Source organism: Microbacterium sp. DWRC1-3 (assembly GCF_049896645.1).
GTDB lineage: Bacteria > Actinomycetota > Actinomycetes > Actinomycetales > Microbacteriaceae > Microbacterium > Microbacterium maritypicum.
Genome location: NZ_JAFCUS010000002.1, coordinates 600073 through 616093 on the forward strand (window position 1 = coordinate 600073; position 16021 = coordinate 616093).

The window sequence follows — 16021 nt, forward strand, 5'->3', positions numbered from 1 at the left end:
CGCTCTGGCGAGTTACCCAAGCGGCCAAAGGGATCTGACTGTAAATCAGACTGCTCAGCATTCGGGGGTTCGAATCCCTCACTCGCCACCACCACATCCGCGGAACGCCGCGGAACTCGAAGGCCCACGCGATTACCGCGGGGGCCTTCTCTCGTCACCGTGGCCCTCACTATGAATAGGGTGGTCACATGCCAATGACGACTTGTGCTCGCCCCGACCTCCGAGATCGTTCGTGACCACGCCCGCGGGTTGGTATGTCGACGACAAGGGCGCGACCCGGTGGTGGGACGGTTCCCGGTGGGGTGAGGACTCTCCGGTCGCAGCGCCATCGACGGAGTTCCCATCGGTCCCGGAGGGGACGAGCACGACCACGGTGTGGGTGTGGCCGGGTGTCGCTGGCTTCACGGATCCAGTCGCGCAATTGCGAGATCCGTCGGCCGCACGGCGAGCCGGACAGACGCGCGGCAAGCTCCCGCTGCGCGACTGGGTGGTGTCGGTGGAGAAGAACTCACTGCTCGGATGTCAGACTCTCGAGCCCCGCTGAGCGACATACGTCGATGGAGTGGTGTTTGCGCGAGACGGAAAATCCTGACAGACATTTTTCTGATCGACGCGACAGGCGCAGAGAGAAGCGGTGACGGCGGCTGCGGCGACGGCAGCACGGCGCCCGCTCATCGTCCGCATTTGGCCGCAGGAATACGCCGAAGTGAGGGCAGGAAAGATGTGTGTCAGGTGTTCCTTGTGCCTGCAAAAGGCCACCACCGTGTCCTCCGAAAGGGGGACAGACACTCCGAAACGCTGTCTTTCACACTCAGGGGGAACCGAGGTGAAACTGGTCAATACTGATCCAGGCCTCGCATCCATGAGGAGAGAAAATGAAGTTGAGCACGAAGAAGCGCTTGGCGAAGTTCGCCGCCGCGACGGCAGTGTCCGCCGCCCTGATCGTCACGCCGTCGGTTGCGGCGATGGCCGACGCCACGGCGACGTACACGACAGGCGGCCAGGCGCGCGCCACCGCGTACTGGAATGCATCCTCGGACACGATGTCCAGCACCGACCGTTACAACGACGGGTGGGGCTCCCGCACCGCGTACAACCTCCGTGGCAATACCAGCAACCAGTACGTTGACAACATCAAGGGCGCCGGCACGACCGAGTCGCGCACCCTGTGGGTGCTTCCTGGCTGGGAGTTCCGCGTCCAGGCGTGCTCCATCAACAACGGCACGCAGCTCGGCTGCGGGTCCTGGTCGGGCTTCTCGGGAGTCTGACCCACGCGTGAGACCGGGCCTACTGCGTGCCCGGTCTCACGTCCCCACCGTCTCGAGATTAGGAACGCCCCGAACCCATGAAACGCCTCGCGCCCACACTGCCCCTGCTCGCCATTGCCGCACTCGTCATCTCGGGATGCTCCAACGCGTCGTCGGAAGAGGGATGGACCACCCCGGACCTTCCTGCAGAACTCTCCGCGACGCAGGCGCTCGCAGCGTTGCCGTTCGATTCGTTCGCGATGAGCAACTCCGAACGTGAGCAGCTGCAACAGGGCACGGCCGCTCTACTGAACCGGTGCATCGCCGACTTCGGTCTCTCTGCGACGTTCAGCGGCGACTACATCCAGCAGCTGAGTGAAGATCCGGACGTGCCTCTCATCTACCAATGGGGAGGCAGGCTCGGTACTCTCCCGCGTGACCAGGCCGAAGAGTACGGCTACGCAGCACCTCCCGGAGGCGAGTGGTCGAATGGGGCCGGCATCTACCTGTCCAGCGCGGAGAACTTGAACCCGGTTATGCCGAGCGATCCGACGGAGGCCGCGCAGCTGGCGGCGGTGATGTACGGCCCCGAGCAAGGAATGATCCCCGGCGAGGGGGGCGATGACCAGGTACTTCCCTCAGAGCTCATCCCGACAGACGTCGAAGGCAATGCGCCATCCGCGAAGGGGTGCTACGGAGTCGTCGAAGACGAGATCGGAGTTCCGTTCGTCGACCTCCGCGACCTGACGTCCGACGTCTACGGCCTCACGTTCAGTCACGATGCAGTGAAAGAGAAAGCCAGCGCCTGGTCGGCATGCATGAAGGATGCCGGCTTCGATTACGCACGCTTCGAGGAAGCTCCGACTGCGAATGCGGGCGCGATCAGCGCGGACACTATCGCCGTGGCCTTGGCAGATGTCGAGTGCACGAAGGAAAGCCGCTGGCCGGACACTTTCTACTACGTCCTCGCCGACTACGAGCAGCAAGCGATAGACAAGCAGCCGGACACGTTCCAATCAGCGCTGGACGGAGAGCGGAAGCGACTCGAGGCCGTGAACACACTCCTGGGCAAATAGAGACGATGGACGACAAGCCCCGGATGACGCCGACACGTCGAGTAGGCACCCTGATCCTCGTCACAGCTCTCGTATCTGCGGCCATCGGGGGTGCGGCCGGCTTCTTCGTGCGCTCGCCCGCACAAGTTGCGGCGGATGCTGCCCCGCCCGCGCACAGTGAGCTGACCGTTGCCGTCGAAGAGGGCACTATCACCGACCCGCTTCTCCTGTCCGGAGTCGTTGCTCTCGGCAGCGTGACCGACCTCACGCCAAACGGGGGAGGTGTTGTCACAGGTCTGCCGGTAGCCCTCGGAGCGCAGTTCACCGCCGGTACCGTCATCGCCGAGGTGAACGACAGGCCCGTGATCTACCTGCAAGGCTCTATACCGCTGCTGCGGGACCTGCGCCCCGGGGACAAGGGTGAGGATGTTCGGCGCCTGCAGGAAGGGCTGCGTCCGTGGCTGAGCGGCGAGCCCGATGGCACGTGGGGGACGGCGACGACCCGTGCTCTGCAGGCCCTCTACAAAGCTGCAGGGTATGTGGCTCCTGTGGACAGCGCCGCTCTCCAGGCGGAGCTCGTATTCGGCGCCGCGGCCACGGCTACGGTTCTCAGTGTCGCGTCCCCGCTCGGAGGAGCGGTCGAGAGTCCGCTGATTCGGGCGACCACATCCGATCCGACAGTGACAGCAGAAGTCGCCGATGCGACGTCGCAGCTTGTTCACATCGGTGACCGCGTATCCGTGACAGGCAGTGCCATCGGCGGTGCGCAGGCCGGCACGATCACCGCGGTGGGCGGCTTGGTCACGGGAGACGATGGAGTCAGCCGGGCCACCGTCACAGTCCAGCCGGATGTTGCGTTGCCAGCCGCGGCGATTGACCGAAAGGTGGAGATCACCGTCTTGACCGGCGCGGACGCTGAGGTCGGTCTCATCGTTCCGCTCTCCGCTATCCGCTCGAACGCGACCGGCGGAACATATGTACTGCACGTGCACGGGGAGAACCCTCATCGCGTCATGGTGACTGTCGAAGAGACGGGAGGCGGACAGGCGCGAGTGACCGCCAGCGACGGAGATCTCGCTGTTGGTGACCTGGTCGTGCTGGGCGTGCAATGACAGCTGTCGTCGAACTGCGAGACGTCTCGCGTGTCTACCCTGGGCCACCCGAGGTGCACGCGCTGGTAACGTCCTCCGTCACCATCGATGAAGGCGATTTCGTCACCATCGTCGGCCCGTCCGGCTCTGGGAAATCGACTCTTCTGAACCTTCTCGGCCTTCTCGACAAGCCGACGGCGGGAACCTACGCGTTGAGAGGCCAGGACGTCACGCCGCTTTCGGAAAACGAGCGGGCGCGTGTGCGGGGCACCGACATCGGGTTCGTCTTCCAGTCCTTCCACCTGCTCGAACAACGCACCTGCTTAGAGAACGTGATGCTCAGCGACCTGTACAACGGAACGACGGAGCGAGAGTCTCGCGCTCGCGCATACGAGGCGTTGGAGGCAGTCGGACTCGGGGCTTTCGACCGCCGGCTGCCGACCGAACTCTCGGGCGGACAGCAACAACGAGTAGCCATCGCCCGAGCGTTGGCATCCGACCCCGCGGTGCTGTTGTGCGATGAACCGACCGGAAACCTGGATAGCGTAACCGCATCGGCCATCCTCACCCTCTTCGACGACCTCAACGCCGTCGGCCGCACGGTCGTGCTCATCACCCACGACGCCGACGTCGCCCGCCACGGCAATCGAACACTGCACATGCTTGATGGCGCGTTGAGCGAGGAGTCATGACCCGTCACCCGGTGCGCAGGCGGTTGCTCAACGAGGCGATGGCCGGTGTCGTGCAACGCTCGTCTCGCTCGGGGATGACGATTGTCGGAATCGCGATCGGCGTCGCGTCCTTCGTGGCGGTGCTCGGCGTGACCGCCAGCGCCAACGGACAGATCAGTGACGAGTTCCTGAGAGTCGAAGCCACCCAGATCACGGTGACTCCCCGCACTGGGGGAACCGGGACCGAACCTCTCTTCGCTACGGACGCCGACCGCCGTGTCGGTCAGATCGACGGGGTCACCGCGACCGGACGATGGTGGAACGTCCCCGGCGTCACCATCAGCGTAAATCCTCCGTCGATCGACCCCGGCTCCTCCCAACCTTCGTTGCTGGCAGCGACACCGGGGTACTTCGATCTCGTCGGCGCTGAGGTGTCCAGCGGCCGCACATTCGATGAGTTCCATGAGGATCAGCCGGTTGCGGTCATCGGAGACAAGCTGGCCGGCGACCTCCGTATCAGCGACATCGCTGATCAACCCGTCATCGTGCTCAACGACCTTCGGGTCACTGTCATCGGCGTCATCGATGACACGACCGGCTCGAGCGCTGCGCTGACAAGCGTCATCATCCCCGACGGGTTCGCTCGGACACACTTCACTGCACCAGGACAGCGGGAGACGATGGTCGTAGCCACCGAGGTGGGGGCATCGGAGGTTGTCGCCGACCAGCTCGCGGTCGCCTTGAACCCCGCGGAACTCACCGCGTTTCAGATCGTCCCACCTCCGAAGCCGACGGTCGTGAAAGACCGGGTCAACACGTCGACGCAGGCGCTCTTCTTCGCACTCGCAGGCATCTGCGTTCTCGTCAGTGGTGTCGGAATCGCCAACGTGTCATTGCTCGGCGTCATCGCCCGCACGCGAGAGATCGCACTTCGGCGTTCGCTCGGCGCCTTGCCCAGACATATAGCGATGCAGTTCCTCGGAGAGTCAGTCGTGCGCGGGCTCCTGGGTGGGCTTGTGGGTACGGCGTTGGCGATGGCAGCCGTGACCGCCATCGCAGTGAGTCAGCAGTGGACGGCCGTCATCGAACCATGGTCGCTCATCATGGGGCCGGTCATGGGTGTGGCCATCGGATCGATCGCGGGGCTCTATCCGGCGATTCGAGCCACGAGGATCGAACCGGTAGAGGCGTTCCGTCGCTGAACGTCTATTCGATTTCGTTCTGTCTCACTTGACGTCCCACAGCGTGTACCCGACGACACCAGCAGGAATGAACTCCATCGCCTTGGTCAGTTCGTTCTCGGTACCGACTATCCGCCCCGTATCCCGAGAGATGAGGAGTGTGTTCTGATAACCGCGGTCGTCGATGGTTGTGCGGAGCCCGACGACCGCTCGTCCCAGTCGGTCGGTCGATTCGCCGAGAACCGTGACATCGCCTGCATCGACGAGCATGTGGATTAAGGTCGCGTGCTGTTCGTCGGTCAAGGTCCAGTAGCTCAGCAGTTGGCTGATGGCCACGAGGAGGTCTCCGGATGAAGAGTCGGCTGACGCGCCAAGCTCTCCCAGCGCTGCAAACAGTTCCTCGCGACTCGACCCCTTCAGGCTCACAACCCCGGGCGGGATGTCGAGGTCTGCGGCGCTGGTCGTGAGTTCGCTGATGATGTCACCAGGTCGATACGGACTCTCAGCGATGCCCTCAGGCCGCGCATCGCCAGACCAATACGATTCGGCGGCGACGACCGTGCTGATGGAGCCAGTCTCCGGCGACCAGTCGAAGGTTGTTTTTTGCGGCACGACCTCCACCCGCCCCTTCGCCATGTCGATGTTCCACCCCCAGCTCAGCGTCTGCACCCGCGACTCCTGGACGACGTCGTCTGGCAGATCGAGTTTCAGCTCAGCGGCTGTGACGACGGCAGACAGCGGCTGCGCGTTTGCGTATTGCAGTGGCGGGGGCGTGAGCGCGACAGCGGATTGCGTCGGACCCAGTACGTTGACCGCGATGATGGTGACCGCAGCGATGGATGCCACCACGGCGGTCACGCCGCCCCAGACCCGCCCTGCGCGACGGCGAGGCTCCGGTGATAGTTCGAACGTCCCGCGGATGATGCCCTCGCGGATAGCGATGTCGCGCGCGGTGAGCGGAGCGAAGCGTGCGCCCGGCGCAGGGCTCACTGCTCGGAACAGCTGGTCCAGCTCCTCGTCGGAGACGTTCATCGCCCGTCCTCCTTCACCTCAAGCTGGATACGCAGCTTCGTCCTCGCGCGGGTGAGTGTGGTCCATACCGCCGCAGAACTGCAACGCAGCACAGCCGCGACCTCACCGGCGGTGAGTTCGTCCCAGTATGTGAGTACCACCACTTGACGCTCACGGGCGTTCAACTTCTTCATAGCCTGACGCAGCGCGAGCGCCTCCAGCGGATGAAGCCGCTCCGCGGCGTTCTCCAAGCCCCGGCTCATCGCGTCAAGCGCCCTCCCTCGCGAACGGGCACTTCGGTCGACATCGCGGACCTTGTTGTCTGCGGTGCGGATGAACCAGCGCAAGCCCATCGGCGTCTCCGGACGCAGTTTCCTCCATGCGACGACGAACACCTCCGCAGTGATCTCGTCGACTTCTTCCTGGTTGTCGAGGAAACACGACAGGTGGTGGTGCACGAGAGGCCAATACTCATCGAACAATCGGCGGAAGACGACGGCCTTGTTGAGAGCCGGGGCGCTCGTCGAGGTGCTGGAATGCGCCTCAGCCGGAAGGGGAAAGCTCTCAGCTCCGGCAAGAACGACGCGGACGGTATCGAATAGCCCCAGCCTCACCATCGAAGACGCCCCGCTCATCTCGCTCGTCTCCTCAGGTTATCGGGTGCTCAGAGCGTGCAGAGCAAGTTGGTGGTGCCAGCGCCGACGTTCGCGGAACCGTTCGCCCCGGCCGTCGCGAGCGTTGTGCCTGAGGAGTTGCGCGCGCGAACGCTGCCGAAGGAGCGGCCGTTGGCGATGGATCCGACGGACTGCAATGCGGCTGTGCTGACGGTGGTGCAGATGGTGAACGTCAACTTCGAGCCTTGAAGATTGGGCGAGGCGTATGCGCAGTATGTCCCGGTGGCGCAACTGCCGACAGTGCGCAGCGACGCGGACTCCGACCCCGCTTCGAGGATCATCCCGAGTGCCGGCCAGACGGCGGTGGTGTCGTTCACGGCGAAGCCGCCGGGCAACGCCTCCAAGGCGTACTCGACATCCGGGTGGAGTTCGTCGGAGTCTGCGTTGGCTGTGGCAGGTGTGAGAACCAGTGCGAGGACGAGCGCCGCGATGGTGGTGATGGTGCGTTTCATGTTGCCCCCAGGCTCAGGATGCGAGGGAACCGGGGGCCAACCGAGCACCCCGCCGAGGGGCGCGAATGGCCTCCGATCTCAGTACGGGTGCCCTCCGATTTCAGTATCCGCGCGGGATAGCGGTCCCATCCGCTCCTTCTTTGCGGCTGAGGGCGATTCCTGACACACCTGTTCGATGACTGAGCCCAGCTAAGTTCACAGCTGTCTTCGCGCGACGTGCTCGTGGTGTCAGGTCTCACTTTCGTGGTCGCGCGATGGGTGACTCCCACCGAGAAGATTGGGCGGGGGCGTTCTCTCGTCACCGTGGCCCTCACCATGAATAGCGTGGTCACGACGACGTGTGCTCGCACCGACCTCCGAGATCGTTCGTGACCGCGCCCGCGGGTTGGTATGTCGACGACAAGGGTGCGACATCCGTCTGGGCATCCGTGTTCGTCGCCCAGACGTTCGAGACCGTGTTCTGGATGGTCACGACGCGGCAGATGTGACGTGGCCCCGGGACCGCGAACGATTCATAGACTGGAGCGATGCGACCGCTCACCGAAGCCGACGTCCGCGCATCGTTCGTCAATGCGGATGCTGACGAACTGCGCCTCATGGAGATGCCGCACGACTTCCTGCTCGTCGACTGGGACTACCTCGACTTCTTCGCCTGGCAGGATCCGGGTGCGAGCCGTCGAGGCTACGTGGTGATCCCTCACGACGACGAGGTGGTCGGCATCGTGCTGCGCGCGACGGAGCCCGGCCGCGCCCGTTCGGGCATGTGCAACATCTGCCACACGATGCAGCCCGGCAACCAGGTCGCGCTCCTCTCCGCACGTCGGGCCGGTGAAGCGGGCACGCGCGGGGACTCGTTCGGCACCTACATGTGCGCCGACCTCTCCTGCCACGCGAATGTGCGCCTCGCCCACCCGCTCGCGCCCAACGAGGTGCGCACTCCGGGGCAGGTCGACTTCCGCCTCGACGGCACCCGTCGGCGTATGGAGAGCTTCGTCTCGCAGGTCTGGGAGCGGGTCTGATCGCGGTTACGCTGGTCCCACACGTCCTGCGCTCGAAGGAGAAGCCATGAGTGATGCCATCCTGTTCGCCGTCGAAGAGGGAATGGCCCGGCTGACGCTGAACCGCCCCGCTCGCCTCAACGCCTTCAATGCCGACCTGGCGCACGCCTGGAAGGATGCGACGGCCGAGGCGACCTCTAGGGCCGACGTGAAGGCGATTCTCATCGATGCCGTCGGCCCCGCGTTCTGCGCCGGCGGCGACGTGATCGACATGGCGACGACGATGGGGGCGTCCGGTGGGGAGATCACCGCGCTCGCCGAGGTGATCAACGCCGGTATCCGTTCGCTCACGGAGTCTGCGGTGCCCGTCGTCGCGGCGGCCCACGGCACGACCGCGGGCGGCGGTCTCGGCATCCTGCTGTGCAGCGACTACGCCGTCGTCGGCTCACGGTCGAAGCTCGGCAGCCTCTACGCGAACATCGGTCTGACTCCGGATCTGTCCGTCTCCGCTCAACTCGCCCGCGCCGTGGGCCAGCGCCGCGCCCTGCAGCTCGTGCTGCAGGACCGACTGCTCTCGTCGGCGGAGGCCGTGGAATGGGGGCTCGTCGCCGAAGCCGTCGAGGGCGCGGATGCCGTCTCCGAGGCGGAGAGCGTGCGAGCACGCGGTGAGGAGATCGCGCGGTTCTGGCTGGCAGGAGCGGCCGAGGCCTACGGTCAGGCGAAGCGGTTGGTGCGCTCCCAGCCCGAGCGTTCCTTCGTCGAGCAGCTGAGTGAAGAGGCGCGTTCGATCGGTGCGGCTCTGGAGACGCCCGACGCGCAGGCCAGGGTCGCAGCCTTCGCCGCGGCGTCGGCGAAGAAGGCGGGCTGACGACCTCTCCTGCCCAGGCGCGGGGGAGGAGTGAGCTTCCCCCGGATGGGGCGGGAGCCGTGGCAACCGTCGACGCGCGTGGCAGGATGAAGGCATCGCCGCTCGACGAGAGGATCGCCATGTCCCATCCGGACATCACCACGCATCAGACGCAGGGTGAGAAGAAGAACATGTCGCTGCTCATCAGGGGCTCTCTGTGGATCGCCATCGGGGCTCTGATCGCTGCGGCTCTCGTGTGCGTGGTCTGGGTGCTCATCGGTGATCAGGACGGTCTGATCGGTCGGGCCTTCCTCACGATCCTCCTGCTGGCGGCTTTCGCGGGGATCGCGATCCTCGAAGCAGGGCTGGCGCCGAATCGCCCCGACTGGCTGCAGCTGGCGAGCATGGTGAGCTGGATCGTCGCTCTCCTCGTCGGCGCCGTGAAGATCTGGCTGCCGGAGGATGGCTTCTACTTCGGCGCGGAGCGGTTCTTCCAGTTGCTCCTCGTCATCGGAATCCTCCAGCTCGCCCTGCTGCATGTCCGCCTGTTCACTCCGGCCGCGCAGAGACACGTCACGACGTTCACGCGCATCATCTACATCGTCACCGTCACGTTCCTCGTCGGCCTGGTCGGCATGCTCGTGTTCTTCCTCGCCTTCCCGAACACCTTCGAGTACGGCGAGCTGTACTGGCGCATCGTGGTCGCGCTCACGATCCTCGTGGCCGTCGGCACGACGCTGATCCCGCTGCTGAACGCGCTCTTCGCGCCGAAGAAGAAGACGCCTGCCGATCGTGCGGTGGCGGCGGCGCCGGCGTGGCCCACCTACGCAGACGGCATCACGCCGCTCCCTGCCCTCCCCGACGCGACTCCGGATTGGAACGCCTACTACACCGGGTATCCGACCGTCGCGCCGCAGCAGGCTCTCGGTCAGGTGCCCGGCTCGGCCTTCCCGGTCGCGCCCCAGCCCCTGCCCCCGCAGCCTGCCCCGCCGCTCCCGGCCGCCCCGCAGTTCGCGCAGCCTGTCGTGCCCGCACCCGTCGCTTCGGGAGAGCACCCGGTACCGCCGGCACCGACCGCCGCGCAGTCGACGGCTTCTCCTCAGGAGCCGTCGCCGGCCTTCCCGCCGCCTCCGCCCGCCCCGCAGCAGCCTGCGCAGTGACGCTCGAACTCGAACTCCGCGAACTCGCCACCGAGATCGCTGAGGAGGCAGGAGAACTCGCGCGCACACGTCGACAGGAGGGTGTGCGCCTGGCGGCCACCAAATCGTCCCTGGCCGACATCGTCACCGAAGCCGACCGAGAGGTCGAGGCGCTGATCCGCGCACGTCTTCGCGCAGCACGAGCCGACGATGGTTTCCTCGGCGAGGAGTCGGGCGCCGAGGTCGGCAGCAGTGGGATCACCTGGGTCGTCGATCCGATCGACGGCACCGTCAACTACGCCTACGGCATCCCGGCGTACAACGTGAGCATCGCCGCCGTCCGGGGTGAACCCGACCCGGCGACGTGGGAAGCGCTCGCCGGGGCCGTCAACGCGCCGGCACTGGGCGAGACGTTCACGGCTGCCCGCGGCCACGGCGCGTGGGTGAACGGGAGCCGGCTCGCGGTGACCGCCGCGACCTCGGCAGGCGCTCTGCTCGCGACGGGGTTCGGCTATGACCCCACCACCCACGAGGGGGACATCGCGACCGTGGCCCGAGTCATGCCGATGGCCCGTGACCTCCGTCGCATGGGCGCTGCGGCGCTCGACCTCGCCTTCGTCGCGGCCGGACGACTCGACGGGTACTTCGAACGAGGACTCCGCCCCTGGGACTTCGCCGCCGGCGCCCTCCTGGTCGAGGAGGCGGGTGGCGTCGTTTCGCGAATCGACGTCGACTCCCTGCGTCCGATGTTGATCGCGGGTGGACCCGATGTGCACGCCCGACTGCTCGCGATCCTCGACGAGAAACCGTGAACGATTCATGGCATTCCCAGCCTGGTCAGGGTAGGGTTTACGGGATCGTTACTTTCGCCACCCGAAGGTGAAAGTCAAAGTTTGCGCCCCCCGAGCTTGACGCACGACCGAGAGAAACGCTTTGCCCTTCGAGAATTCCCAGGCTGCCTCTGCGCCCACGCGCCGGTCCAGCCGACTCCGCACTGCGGCCTCTGAGGCCCCCGCGGCGGGACCGACGGCACCCATTTCTGCCGCGGAGTCCACCGCTATCGCCCTCGCTGCCGTCGCTCCTCTTTCCCGACGCGCCGCCCGCCAGCGCCAGGCGCCCGACGACGTCGCAGCCGAAGCGCTGATCGAGCCCTTCACGGCGGCGAGCCCCGAGCCGATCATCGCCGATGTTCCCGCCGTGCCCGTCGCGGCAGAGAACCTCGACGAGGGCATCGAGCTCGTCGACGCCGAAGTCGAAGAGGCTCCCGAGCCGATCGAACCCTCAGCCTCTCCCGAAGAAGCCCCGTATCCCGTTTCCGGGAATGACGACGAGGTCGATGCTTTCGAGCGCGCATCCCGCGCCTTCCGTGTCACCGGTTCGGTGCCGACGGTTTCCGCCGCCGCCGACCCGTCACAGCCGGAGCAGGGGTCGAGTGACGAGCCTGTCGCTTCCGCGCACGTGGTGCCTCGTCGTCCTCGCAGCATCCGCAAGGCCGTCACCTTCGGCGCGACCGTCGGTGTGATGAGCCTCGCCGGTCTCCTCGCGGTGTCCATGACGCTCCCCGCTGAGGCCGTTGCCGGCGTTCAGGGAGCCTCGGCGGCATCGATGTCGTTGGTCTCCTCCTCCGCGGCCGCCGCGAAGGACGCCGCCGACGACGAGATCCAGGCTTTCGTCGCCCCGTCCGGTGTGGAGAGCGAATCGCTCACTCGCGCCGATGACTTCAGCACGGTCTCGCTCGCCGAGGTCGCGGCGGAACAGGGCATCAACTACTCGGGTGAGATCTTCACGAACGATCCGGACGCCGCCATCCAGTGGCCGTTCCTCGTCGGTGTGGGCATGAGCTACGGGTACGGCATGCGCAGTGGCCGTCTCCACGAAGGCATCGACTTCGTGCCCGGCGACGGGGCCCCCATCCAGGCCATCGCCGACGGCACGGTGCGCATCGCGACCGAGCAGGGCGGCGCCTTCGGTGTCACCGTCTACATCGACCACGTCATCGACGGCCAGGTCATCACGAGCCACTACTCGCACATGCAGTACGGCTCCCTCAACGTCAAGGCCGGCGACACGGTGAAGGTCGGCACCATCGTCGGCAAGACCGGCAACACGGGCCGTTCCTACGGCGCGCACCTGCACTTCGAGCTCATCGTCAACGGATCGACCATCGACCCGATGCCGTGGCTCAAGGAGAATGCCGGTCGAACGTCGTACTGACCGGCTCGATTTCATGAGGACGCCACAGTGATGGTATTCTCGTACGGTTGCCCCGCGAGGGGCAGCACGCCCCGATAGCTCAGTGGCAGAGCACTTCCATGGTAAGGAAGGGGTCGTCAGTTCAATCCTGACTCGGGGCTCGCAAGCATTCTTCTCACGCGGACGGATGCCTCGCGGCAGGGTAGCTCAGCTGGTTAGAGCGCACGACTCATAATCGTGAGGTCGCGGGTTCAAGCCCCGCTCCTGCTACAGATGAAAACCCCGGTTCGCCGGGGTTTTTCTGCTTTCCGGCGGTACTTTCCCGGCGGCCTGCGACCTATTCCGCGGGCGAGTGCGAGGGCTGCACCCTGGGCGCTCTCGCAACGGGAGGCCACACGACGAGCAGGAAAGCTGCGATCGGGCCGAACAGGAGCGTCAGAAGGAACCACGCCCACGCGGACCTGTTGCGCGTCCGGGCGAATCCTCCGGCGAGGATGGCGACGGTCAGCCACATGGACGACATGACGGTCCCGAGGTACTCGACAGTCATGCCCTCGAGGCTACGTCGGTGTTCCGACACCCCCCGCAAGTGCCGGGGCGTGTCGGTGGTGTCGCGCGCCCGCCCGCGGCAGACCGGCCCGGGGCCTATCGTGGCAGGGGAATCGATTGAGAACGAACAAGGAGCGGCATGCGCATCGCACTGCACTCGGTGATCGCAGAAGGTGCGATCGACGACTACCGGACCCACCACGCCCGCGTCCCCGATGGGCTGCGGGACCTGTTCGGGGTCGCCGGGATCGAGGATTGGACCATCTGGCGCTCCGGTCGCAACCTGTTCCACATCGTCGAGTGCGAGGACTTCGACGCGGCGATGCGGGTGGTCAACGCCTCGCCGGCGAACGATGCGTGGCAGGCCGACATCGGCCGTTTCGTCGAGGGGTTCCACGGGCCCGACGGGGAGGACGGGTTCACTCCGATCGAGCAGGTGTGGGCGCTGTCGACGCAGCGGAGTTCCGAAGGCTGAGATCTGCGCCACCCATCGGTATCTTTTGGATACTAGGAGCGCTTGCGGGTAACTAGAGGGCTTCGGATAGCGTGGCGCGCATGGCAACCACGAACCTTCCGGAATCCTCTTCCACCCCGCTGTCCCTCCCTGAGCGGATGCCCGCGATCGGCGCCCGCGGCAGGCGTCCCGTGTCGGCCCCCGACGCTCTCAGCGACATCTTCCTTCCCGTGCCGAGACCTGCCGGCCGGGATGTGCTCGTCGAGGTGCAGGGCGTCTCGGTGAACCCCGTCGACGTGAAGGTGCGTGCGGGAGCCGCCACCACCGGGGAGCCTCGGGTCCTCGGGTACGACGCGGCGGGAGTCGTGGTGGCCGTCGGCGACGAGGCCACGCGCTTCGCGGTGGGGGACCGTGTGTACTACGCGGGTCAGATCGACCGCCCCGGCACCAACGCCCGGTTCCACCTCGTGAACGAGAACATCGTCGGGCATGCCCCACGCACACTCTCGGTCGCCGAGACGGCCGCTCTGCCCCTCACCGTCATCACCGCCTGGGAGAGTCTCTTCGACCGGCTCGCGCTCACCCAGGAGAGCGAGGGCGTGCTCCTCGTGATCGGGGCCGCAGGCGGCGTCGGCTCGCTCATCATCCAGCTCGCGAAGGCGCTCACGCGTCTCGAGGTCATCGCGGTGGCCTCCCGACCGGAGACAGCGGAGTGGGTGCGGCAGATGGGGGCCGACCACGTCGTGGGTCGCGACTTCGCCTCCGAGGTCTCGGCGATCGCTCCCGCCGGCGTCGACTACGTGTTCACGTCGTTCACTCCTGGCAACGTCCGGGCGATCGCCGACGTCATCCGTCCACGCGGGCAGGTCGTCTCCATCGACGAGACCGGTGGCAGCATCGACGCGCTCAAGGCGAAGAGCGTGACCTGGCACTGGGAGCTCATGTTCACCAGGCCCGTCACCGACCCCGCAGACCACTACCAGCACGATCTGCTGGAGGCCGTCGCCGCGCTTGTGGACGACGGCACGCTGCGCACGACCGTGACGACCCACCTCACGCCGCTGGATGCGGCGACCATGCGTCAGGCGCACGAGATCGTCGAGGCGTCGCGCACGATCGGCAAGGTCGTCGTCACCGACTGGCCGGAGGGGGATCGATCAGCCTGAGGATCGAGGGGACCGCGGCCGCTCGGCATCCGTCAGGCGGCGCGGTCCTCGGCGAAGGAGGGGGCGGCGTCGCCCACGCGGCCGCGGATGAAGAAGATCAGCACGGCCGCAGCGGCGATGACGACGATGTTGCCGAAACCGGCGAACGCGGTGAGAGCGCCTTCGGCAGGGTGCGCGGTCTGGAGGAAGATGCTCGGATCGGTGCTGGCGTGCAGCAGGATCGGCGCGAGGATCGTCCCGGTGACCCGGAGCGCGAGGTACATCAGGATGCCGAACGCGAAGGTGTACACGAGCTGGAACGCGGTCGCGAACACCGACTGTCCGCTCAGGAGGTTCCCGGCGTGCAGGCCGGCGAACACGGCGGCGGAGAGCACCGCGACCACGATCTCGCGGTATCCGGCCTTGCGGGCGAGGTTGACGACCAGCCCCCGGGTGAGCACCTCTTCGGCGAACCCGATGAAGAGTCCGGCCAACAGCCAGCTGGCCACGACGTCGAATCCGACGTCGCCGTAGTCGATCGTGGCGAAGCGCAGGATGTTGAACAGGAGCACGACGACGATCGCGATCCACATCCATCCCCGTCCTCGGACCGGCTGCGGACCGAAGACGTCGCGCCACCACCCGACCGAGGCGATGAAGCCGACGAGCAGCAGGCCGCCGACGACGAGCGGCAGGACGTAGTACACGATGACCGCAGCGGCACCGGTCGGATCGTCGAGCTGAAGGGCGAGGGGCGTGAACGCGAGCGAGAGCAGGTCGTAGAGCACGAAGTACACGGCAGCCAGGACGAGCGCACGCCACCAGCCGCCCTTCTCCCAGAACCTCTTCCAGGGGGACGCGTCCGTGGGGGTCGACATGGGATGCTCCAGACCGTCGGCGGGTGGGGGCGGCCGACTATCCGTCAGTTTGTCGCACGACGGCGGTCAGCGTCCATCCGGAGAATCCGGGGAGTGTCGGACGGCTCACCCGCGGAACCCCCTCGGGCCACGCGCCGGGGGCATATGTGGGATCGGGATCGGACGTGTGGCGCGTGAGGTGTCCTGGAACCTGCGCACGGCCTCGAGAACGTCGGCAGCCGAGGAATAGCGCAAAGCGAGCGGCAGGTCGCGTCGCCACAGTACCTCGACCTCGGTCGGGGCATCTTCGAAGATCGTGCAGACGACGCGACGGTGGTCGTTCTCCGGGTACTGCAGATCGTGGATGGTCCAGTCGGTCGCGCTGACCTCGACCAGCGTGAACCTGCGATCAGGATCGTGCTCCATCATTCTCCTCGCTGTCCCCACGGTGAAGAAT

At 66.2% G+C, this 16021-nt stretch carries 19 protein-coding genes and 3 tRNA genes; 16 read left to right on the top strand and 6 right to left on the bottom strand.

Annotated features, from left to right (window positions below):
- The first annotated feature begins 6 nt into the window (after positions 1 to 6).
- The 7 genes from ACP699_RS15505 to ACP699_RS15535 all read left to right on the top strand — a co-directional run bounded on the left by ACP699_RS15505 (position 7) and on the right by ACP699_RS15535 (position 5266).
- Positions 7 to 91: transfer RNA gene (locus ACP699_RS15505), tRNA-Tyr, on the top strand.
- A gap of 141 nt (positions 92 to 232) precedes the next feature.
- On the top strand, positions 233 to 544 hold the full coding sequence (locus tag ACP699_RS15510; protein WP_055870127.1) for a DUF2510 domain-containing protein: 312 nt from the start codon (positions 233 to 235) through the stop codon (positions 542 to 544).
- A 331-nt stretch (positions 545 to 875) separates the two neighbouring features.
- The gene (locus tag ACP699_RS15515; RefSeq protein ID WP_055870130.1) at positions 876 to 1268 is read left to right on the top strand and encodes a hypothetical protein; all 393 of its coding nucleotides are present in this window, start codon (positions 876 to 878) and stop codon (positions 1266 to 1268) included.
- 77 nt (positions 1269 to 1345) lie between these two features.
- The gene (locus ACP699_RS15520; RefSeq protein WP_426172166.1) at positions 1346 to 2323 is read left to right on the top strand and encodes a hypothetical protein; all 978 of its coding nucleotides are present in this window, start codon (positions 1346 to 1348) and stop codon (positions 2321 to 2323) included.
- 5 nt (positions 2324 to 2328) lie between these two features.
- On the top strand, positions 2329 to 3414 hold the full coding sequence (locus ACP699_RS15525; protein WP_426172168.1) for a hypothetical protein: 1086 nt from the start codon (positions 2329 to 2331) through the stop codon (positions 3412 to 3414).
- On the top strand, positions 3411 to 4085 hold the full coding sequence (locus ACP699_RS15530) for an ABC transporter ATP-binding protein (protein WP_055870139.1): 675 nt from the start codon (positions 3411 to 3413) through the stop codon (positions 4083 to 4085). Before ACP699_RS15525 ends, ACP699_RS15530 begins: the two co-directional genes overlap by 4 nt.
- Entirely contained in the window at positions 4082 to 5266 is a 1185-nt protein-coding gene (locus tag ACP699_RS15535; RefSeq protein ID WP_055870142.1) for an ABC transporter permease, read from the top strand. Before ACP699_RS15530 ends, ACP699_RS15535 begins: the two co-directional genes overlap by 4 nt.
- Positions 5267 to 5290: 24 nt before the next feature.
- On the opposite strand, the gene ACP699_RS15540 is transcribed toward ACP699_RS15535, so the two are convergent.
- From ACP699_RS15540 to ACP699_RS15550, 3 genes are read right to left on the bottom strand one after another with little or no spacing between them, the layout of a single operon-like run.
- Positions 5291 to 6277, bottom strand: a complete 987-nt coding sequence (locus tag ACP699_RS15540; RefSeq protein ID WP_055870145.1) for a hypothetical protein — start codon at positions 6275 to 6277, stop codon at positions 5291 to 5293.
- The gene (locus tag ACP699_RS15545) at positions 6274 to 6891 is read right to left on the bottom strand and encodes an RNA polymerase sigma factor (RefSeq protein WP_055877195.1); all 618 of its coding nucleotides are present in this window, start codon (positions 6889 to 6891) and stop codon (positions 6274 to 6276) included. Before ACP699_RS15545 ends, ACP699_RS15540 begins: the two co-directional genes overlap by 4 nt.
- A 29-nt stretch (positions 6892 to 6920) precedes the next feature.
- Entirely contained in the window at positions 6921 to 7382 is a 462-nt protein-coding gene (locus ACP699_RS15550) for a hypothetical protein (RefSeq protein ID WP_426172171.1), read from the bottom strand.
- Positions 7383 to 7909: 527 nt separating this feature from the next.
- Here ACP699_RS15550 and ACP699_RS15555 point away from each other — a divergent pair.
- The 7 genes from ACP699_RS15555 (at position 7910) to ACP699_RS15585 (ending at position 12829) form a co-directional block, all read left to right on the top strand.
- Positions 7910 to 8401, top strand: a complete 492-nt coding sequence (locus ACP699_RS15555; protein ID WP_302791131.1) for an FBP domain-containing protein — start codon at positions 7910 to 7912, stop codon at positions 8399 to 8401.
- Between the two features lie 46 nt (positions 8402 to 8447).
- Positions 8448 to 9248 (top strand): enoyl-CoA hydratase/isomerase family protein, encoded by an 801-nt coding sequence (locus tag ACP699_RS15560; RefSeq protein ID WP_055870157.1) that lies wholly within the window; start codon positions 8448 to 8450, stop codon positions 9246 to 9248.
- A gap of 119 nt (positions 9249 to 9367) precedes the next feature.
- Positions 9368 to 10387 (top strand): hypothetical protein, encoded by a 1020-nt coding sequence (locus tag ACP699_RS15565; protein WP_157559473.1) that lies wholly within the window; start codon positions 9368 to 9370, stop codon positions 10385 to 10387.
- Positions 10384 to 11178, top strand: coding sequence for an inositol monophosphatase family protein (locus ACP699_RS15570; RefSeq protein WP_127481921.1), 795 nt, complete (start codon positions 10384 to 10386; stop codon positions 11176 to 11178). The genes ACP699_RS15565 and ACP699_RS15570 overlap by 4 nt, the downstream gene beginning before the upstream one ends.
- A gap of 121 nt (positions 11179 to 11299) precedes the next feature.
- A complete protein-coding gene (locus tag ACP699_RS15575; RefSeq protein WP_426172174.1) occupies positions 11300 to 12580 on the top strand; it encodes a peptidoglycan DD-metalloendopeptidase family protein in 1281 nt (426 codons plus the stop codon).
- 68 nt (positions 12581 to 12648) lie between these two features.
- Positions 12649 to 12720, top strand: a tRNA-Thr gene (locus ACP699_RS15580).
- 35 nt (positions 12721 to 12755) lie between these two features.
- Positions 12756 to 12829 (top strand) — tRNA-Met (locus ACP699_RS15585).
- 67 nt (positions 12830 to 12896) lie between these two features.
- On the opposite strand, the gene ACP699_RS15590 is transcribed toward ACP699_RS15585, so the two are convergent.
- Positions 12897 to 13109 carry a hypothetical protein gene (locus ACP699_RS15590; RefSeq protein WP_426172176.1) on the bottom strand — a complete coding sequence of 71 codons (213 nt, stop codon included), beginning with the start codon at positions 13107 to 13109 and terminating at the stop codon, positions 12897 to 12899.
- Positions 13110 to 13247: 138 nt separating this feature from the next.
- Here ACP699_RS15590 and ACP699_RS15595 point away from each other — a divergent pair, with 138 nt between their 5' ends.
- Positions 13248 to 13583 carry an L-rhamnose mutarotase gene (locus tag ACP699_RS15595; RefSeq protein ID WP_210697625.1) on the top strand — a complete coding sequence of 112 codons (336 nt, stop codon included), beginning with the start codon at positions 13248 to 13250 and terminating at the stop codon, positions 13581 to 13583.
- Positions 13584 to 13663: 80 nt separating this feature from the next.
- Complete coding sequence (locus ACP699_RS15600) at positions 13664 to 14728, top strand: zinc-binding alcohol dehydrogenase family protein (protein ID WP_426172178.1); 1065 nt, start codon at positions 13664 to 13666, stop codon at positions 14726 to 14728.
- A 32-nt stretch (positions 14729 to 14760) separates the two neighbouring features.
- Here the strand turns inward: ACP699_RS15600 and ACP699_RS15605 are convergent, their stop codons facing one another.
- Complete coding sequence (locus ACP699_RS15605) at positions 14761 to 15585, bottom strand: CPBP family intramembrane glutamic endopeptidase (protein WP_426172180.1); 825 nt, start codon at positions 15583 to 15585, stop codon at positions 14761 to 14763.
- 105 nt (positions 15586 to 15690) lie between these two features.
- The gene (locus ACP699_RS15610; RefSeq protein WP_235563396.1) at positions 15691 to 15993 is read right to left on the bottom strand and encodes a hypothetical protein; all 303 of its coding nucleotides are present in this window, start codon (positions 15991 to 15993) and stop codon (positions 15691 to 15693) included.
- Between the last annotated feature and the right edge of the window lie 28 nt (positions 15994 to 16021).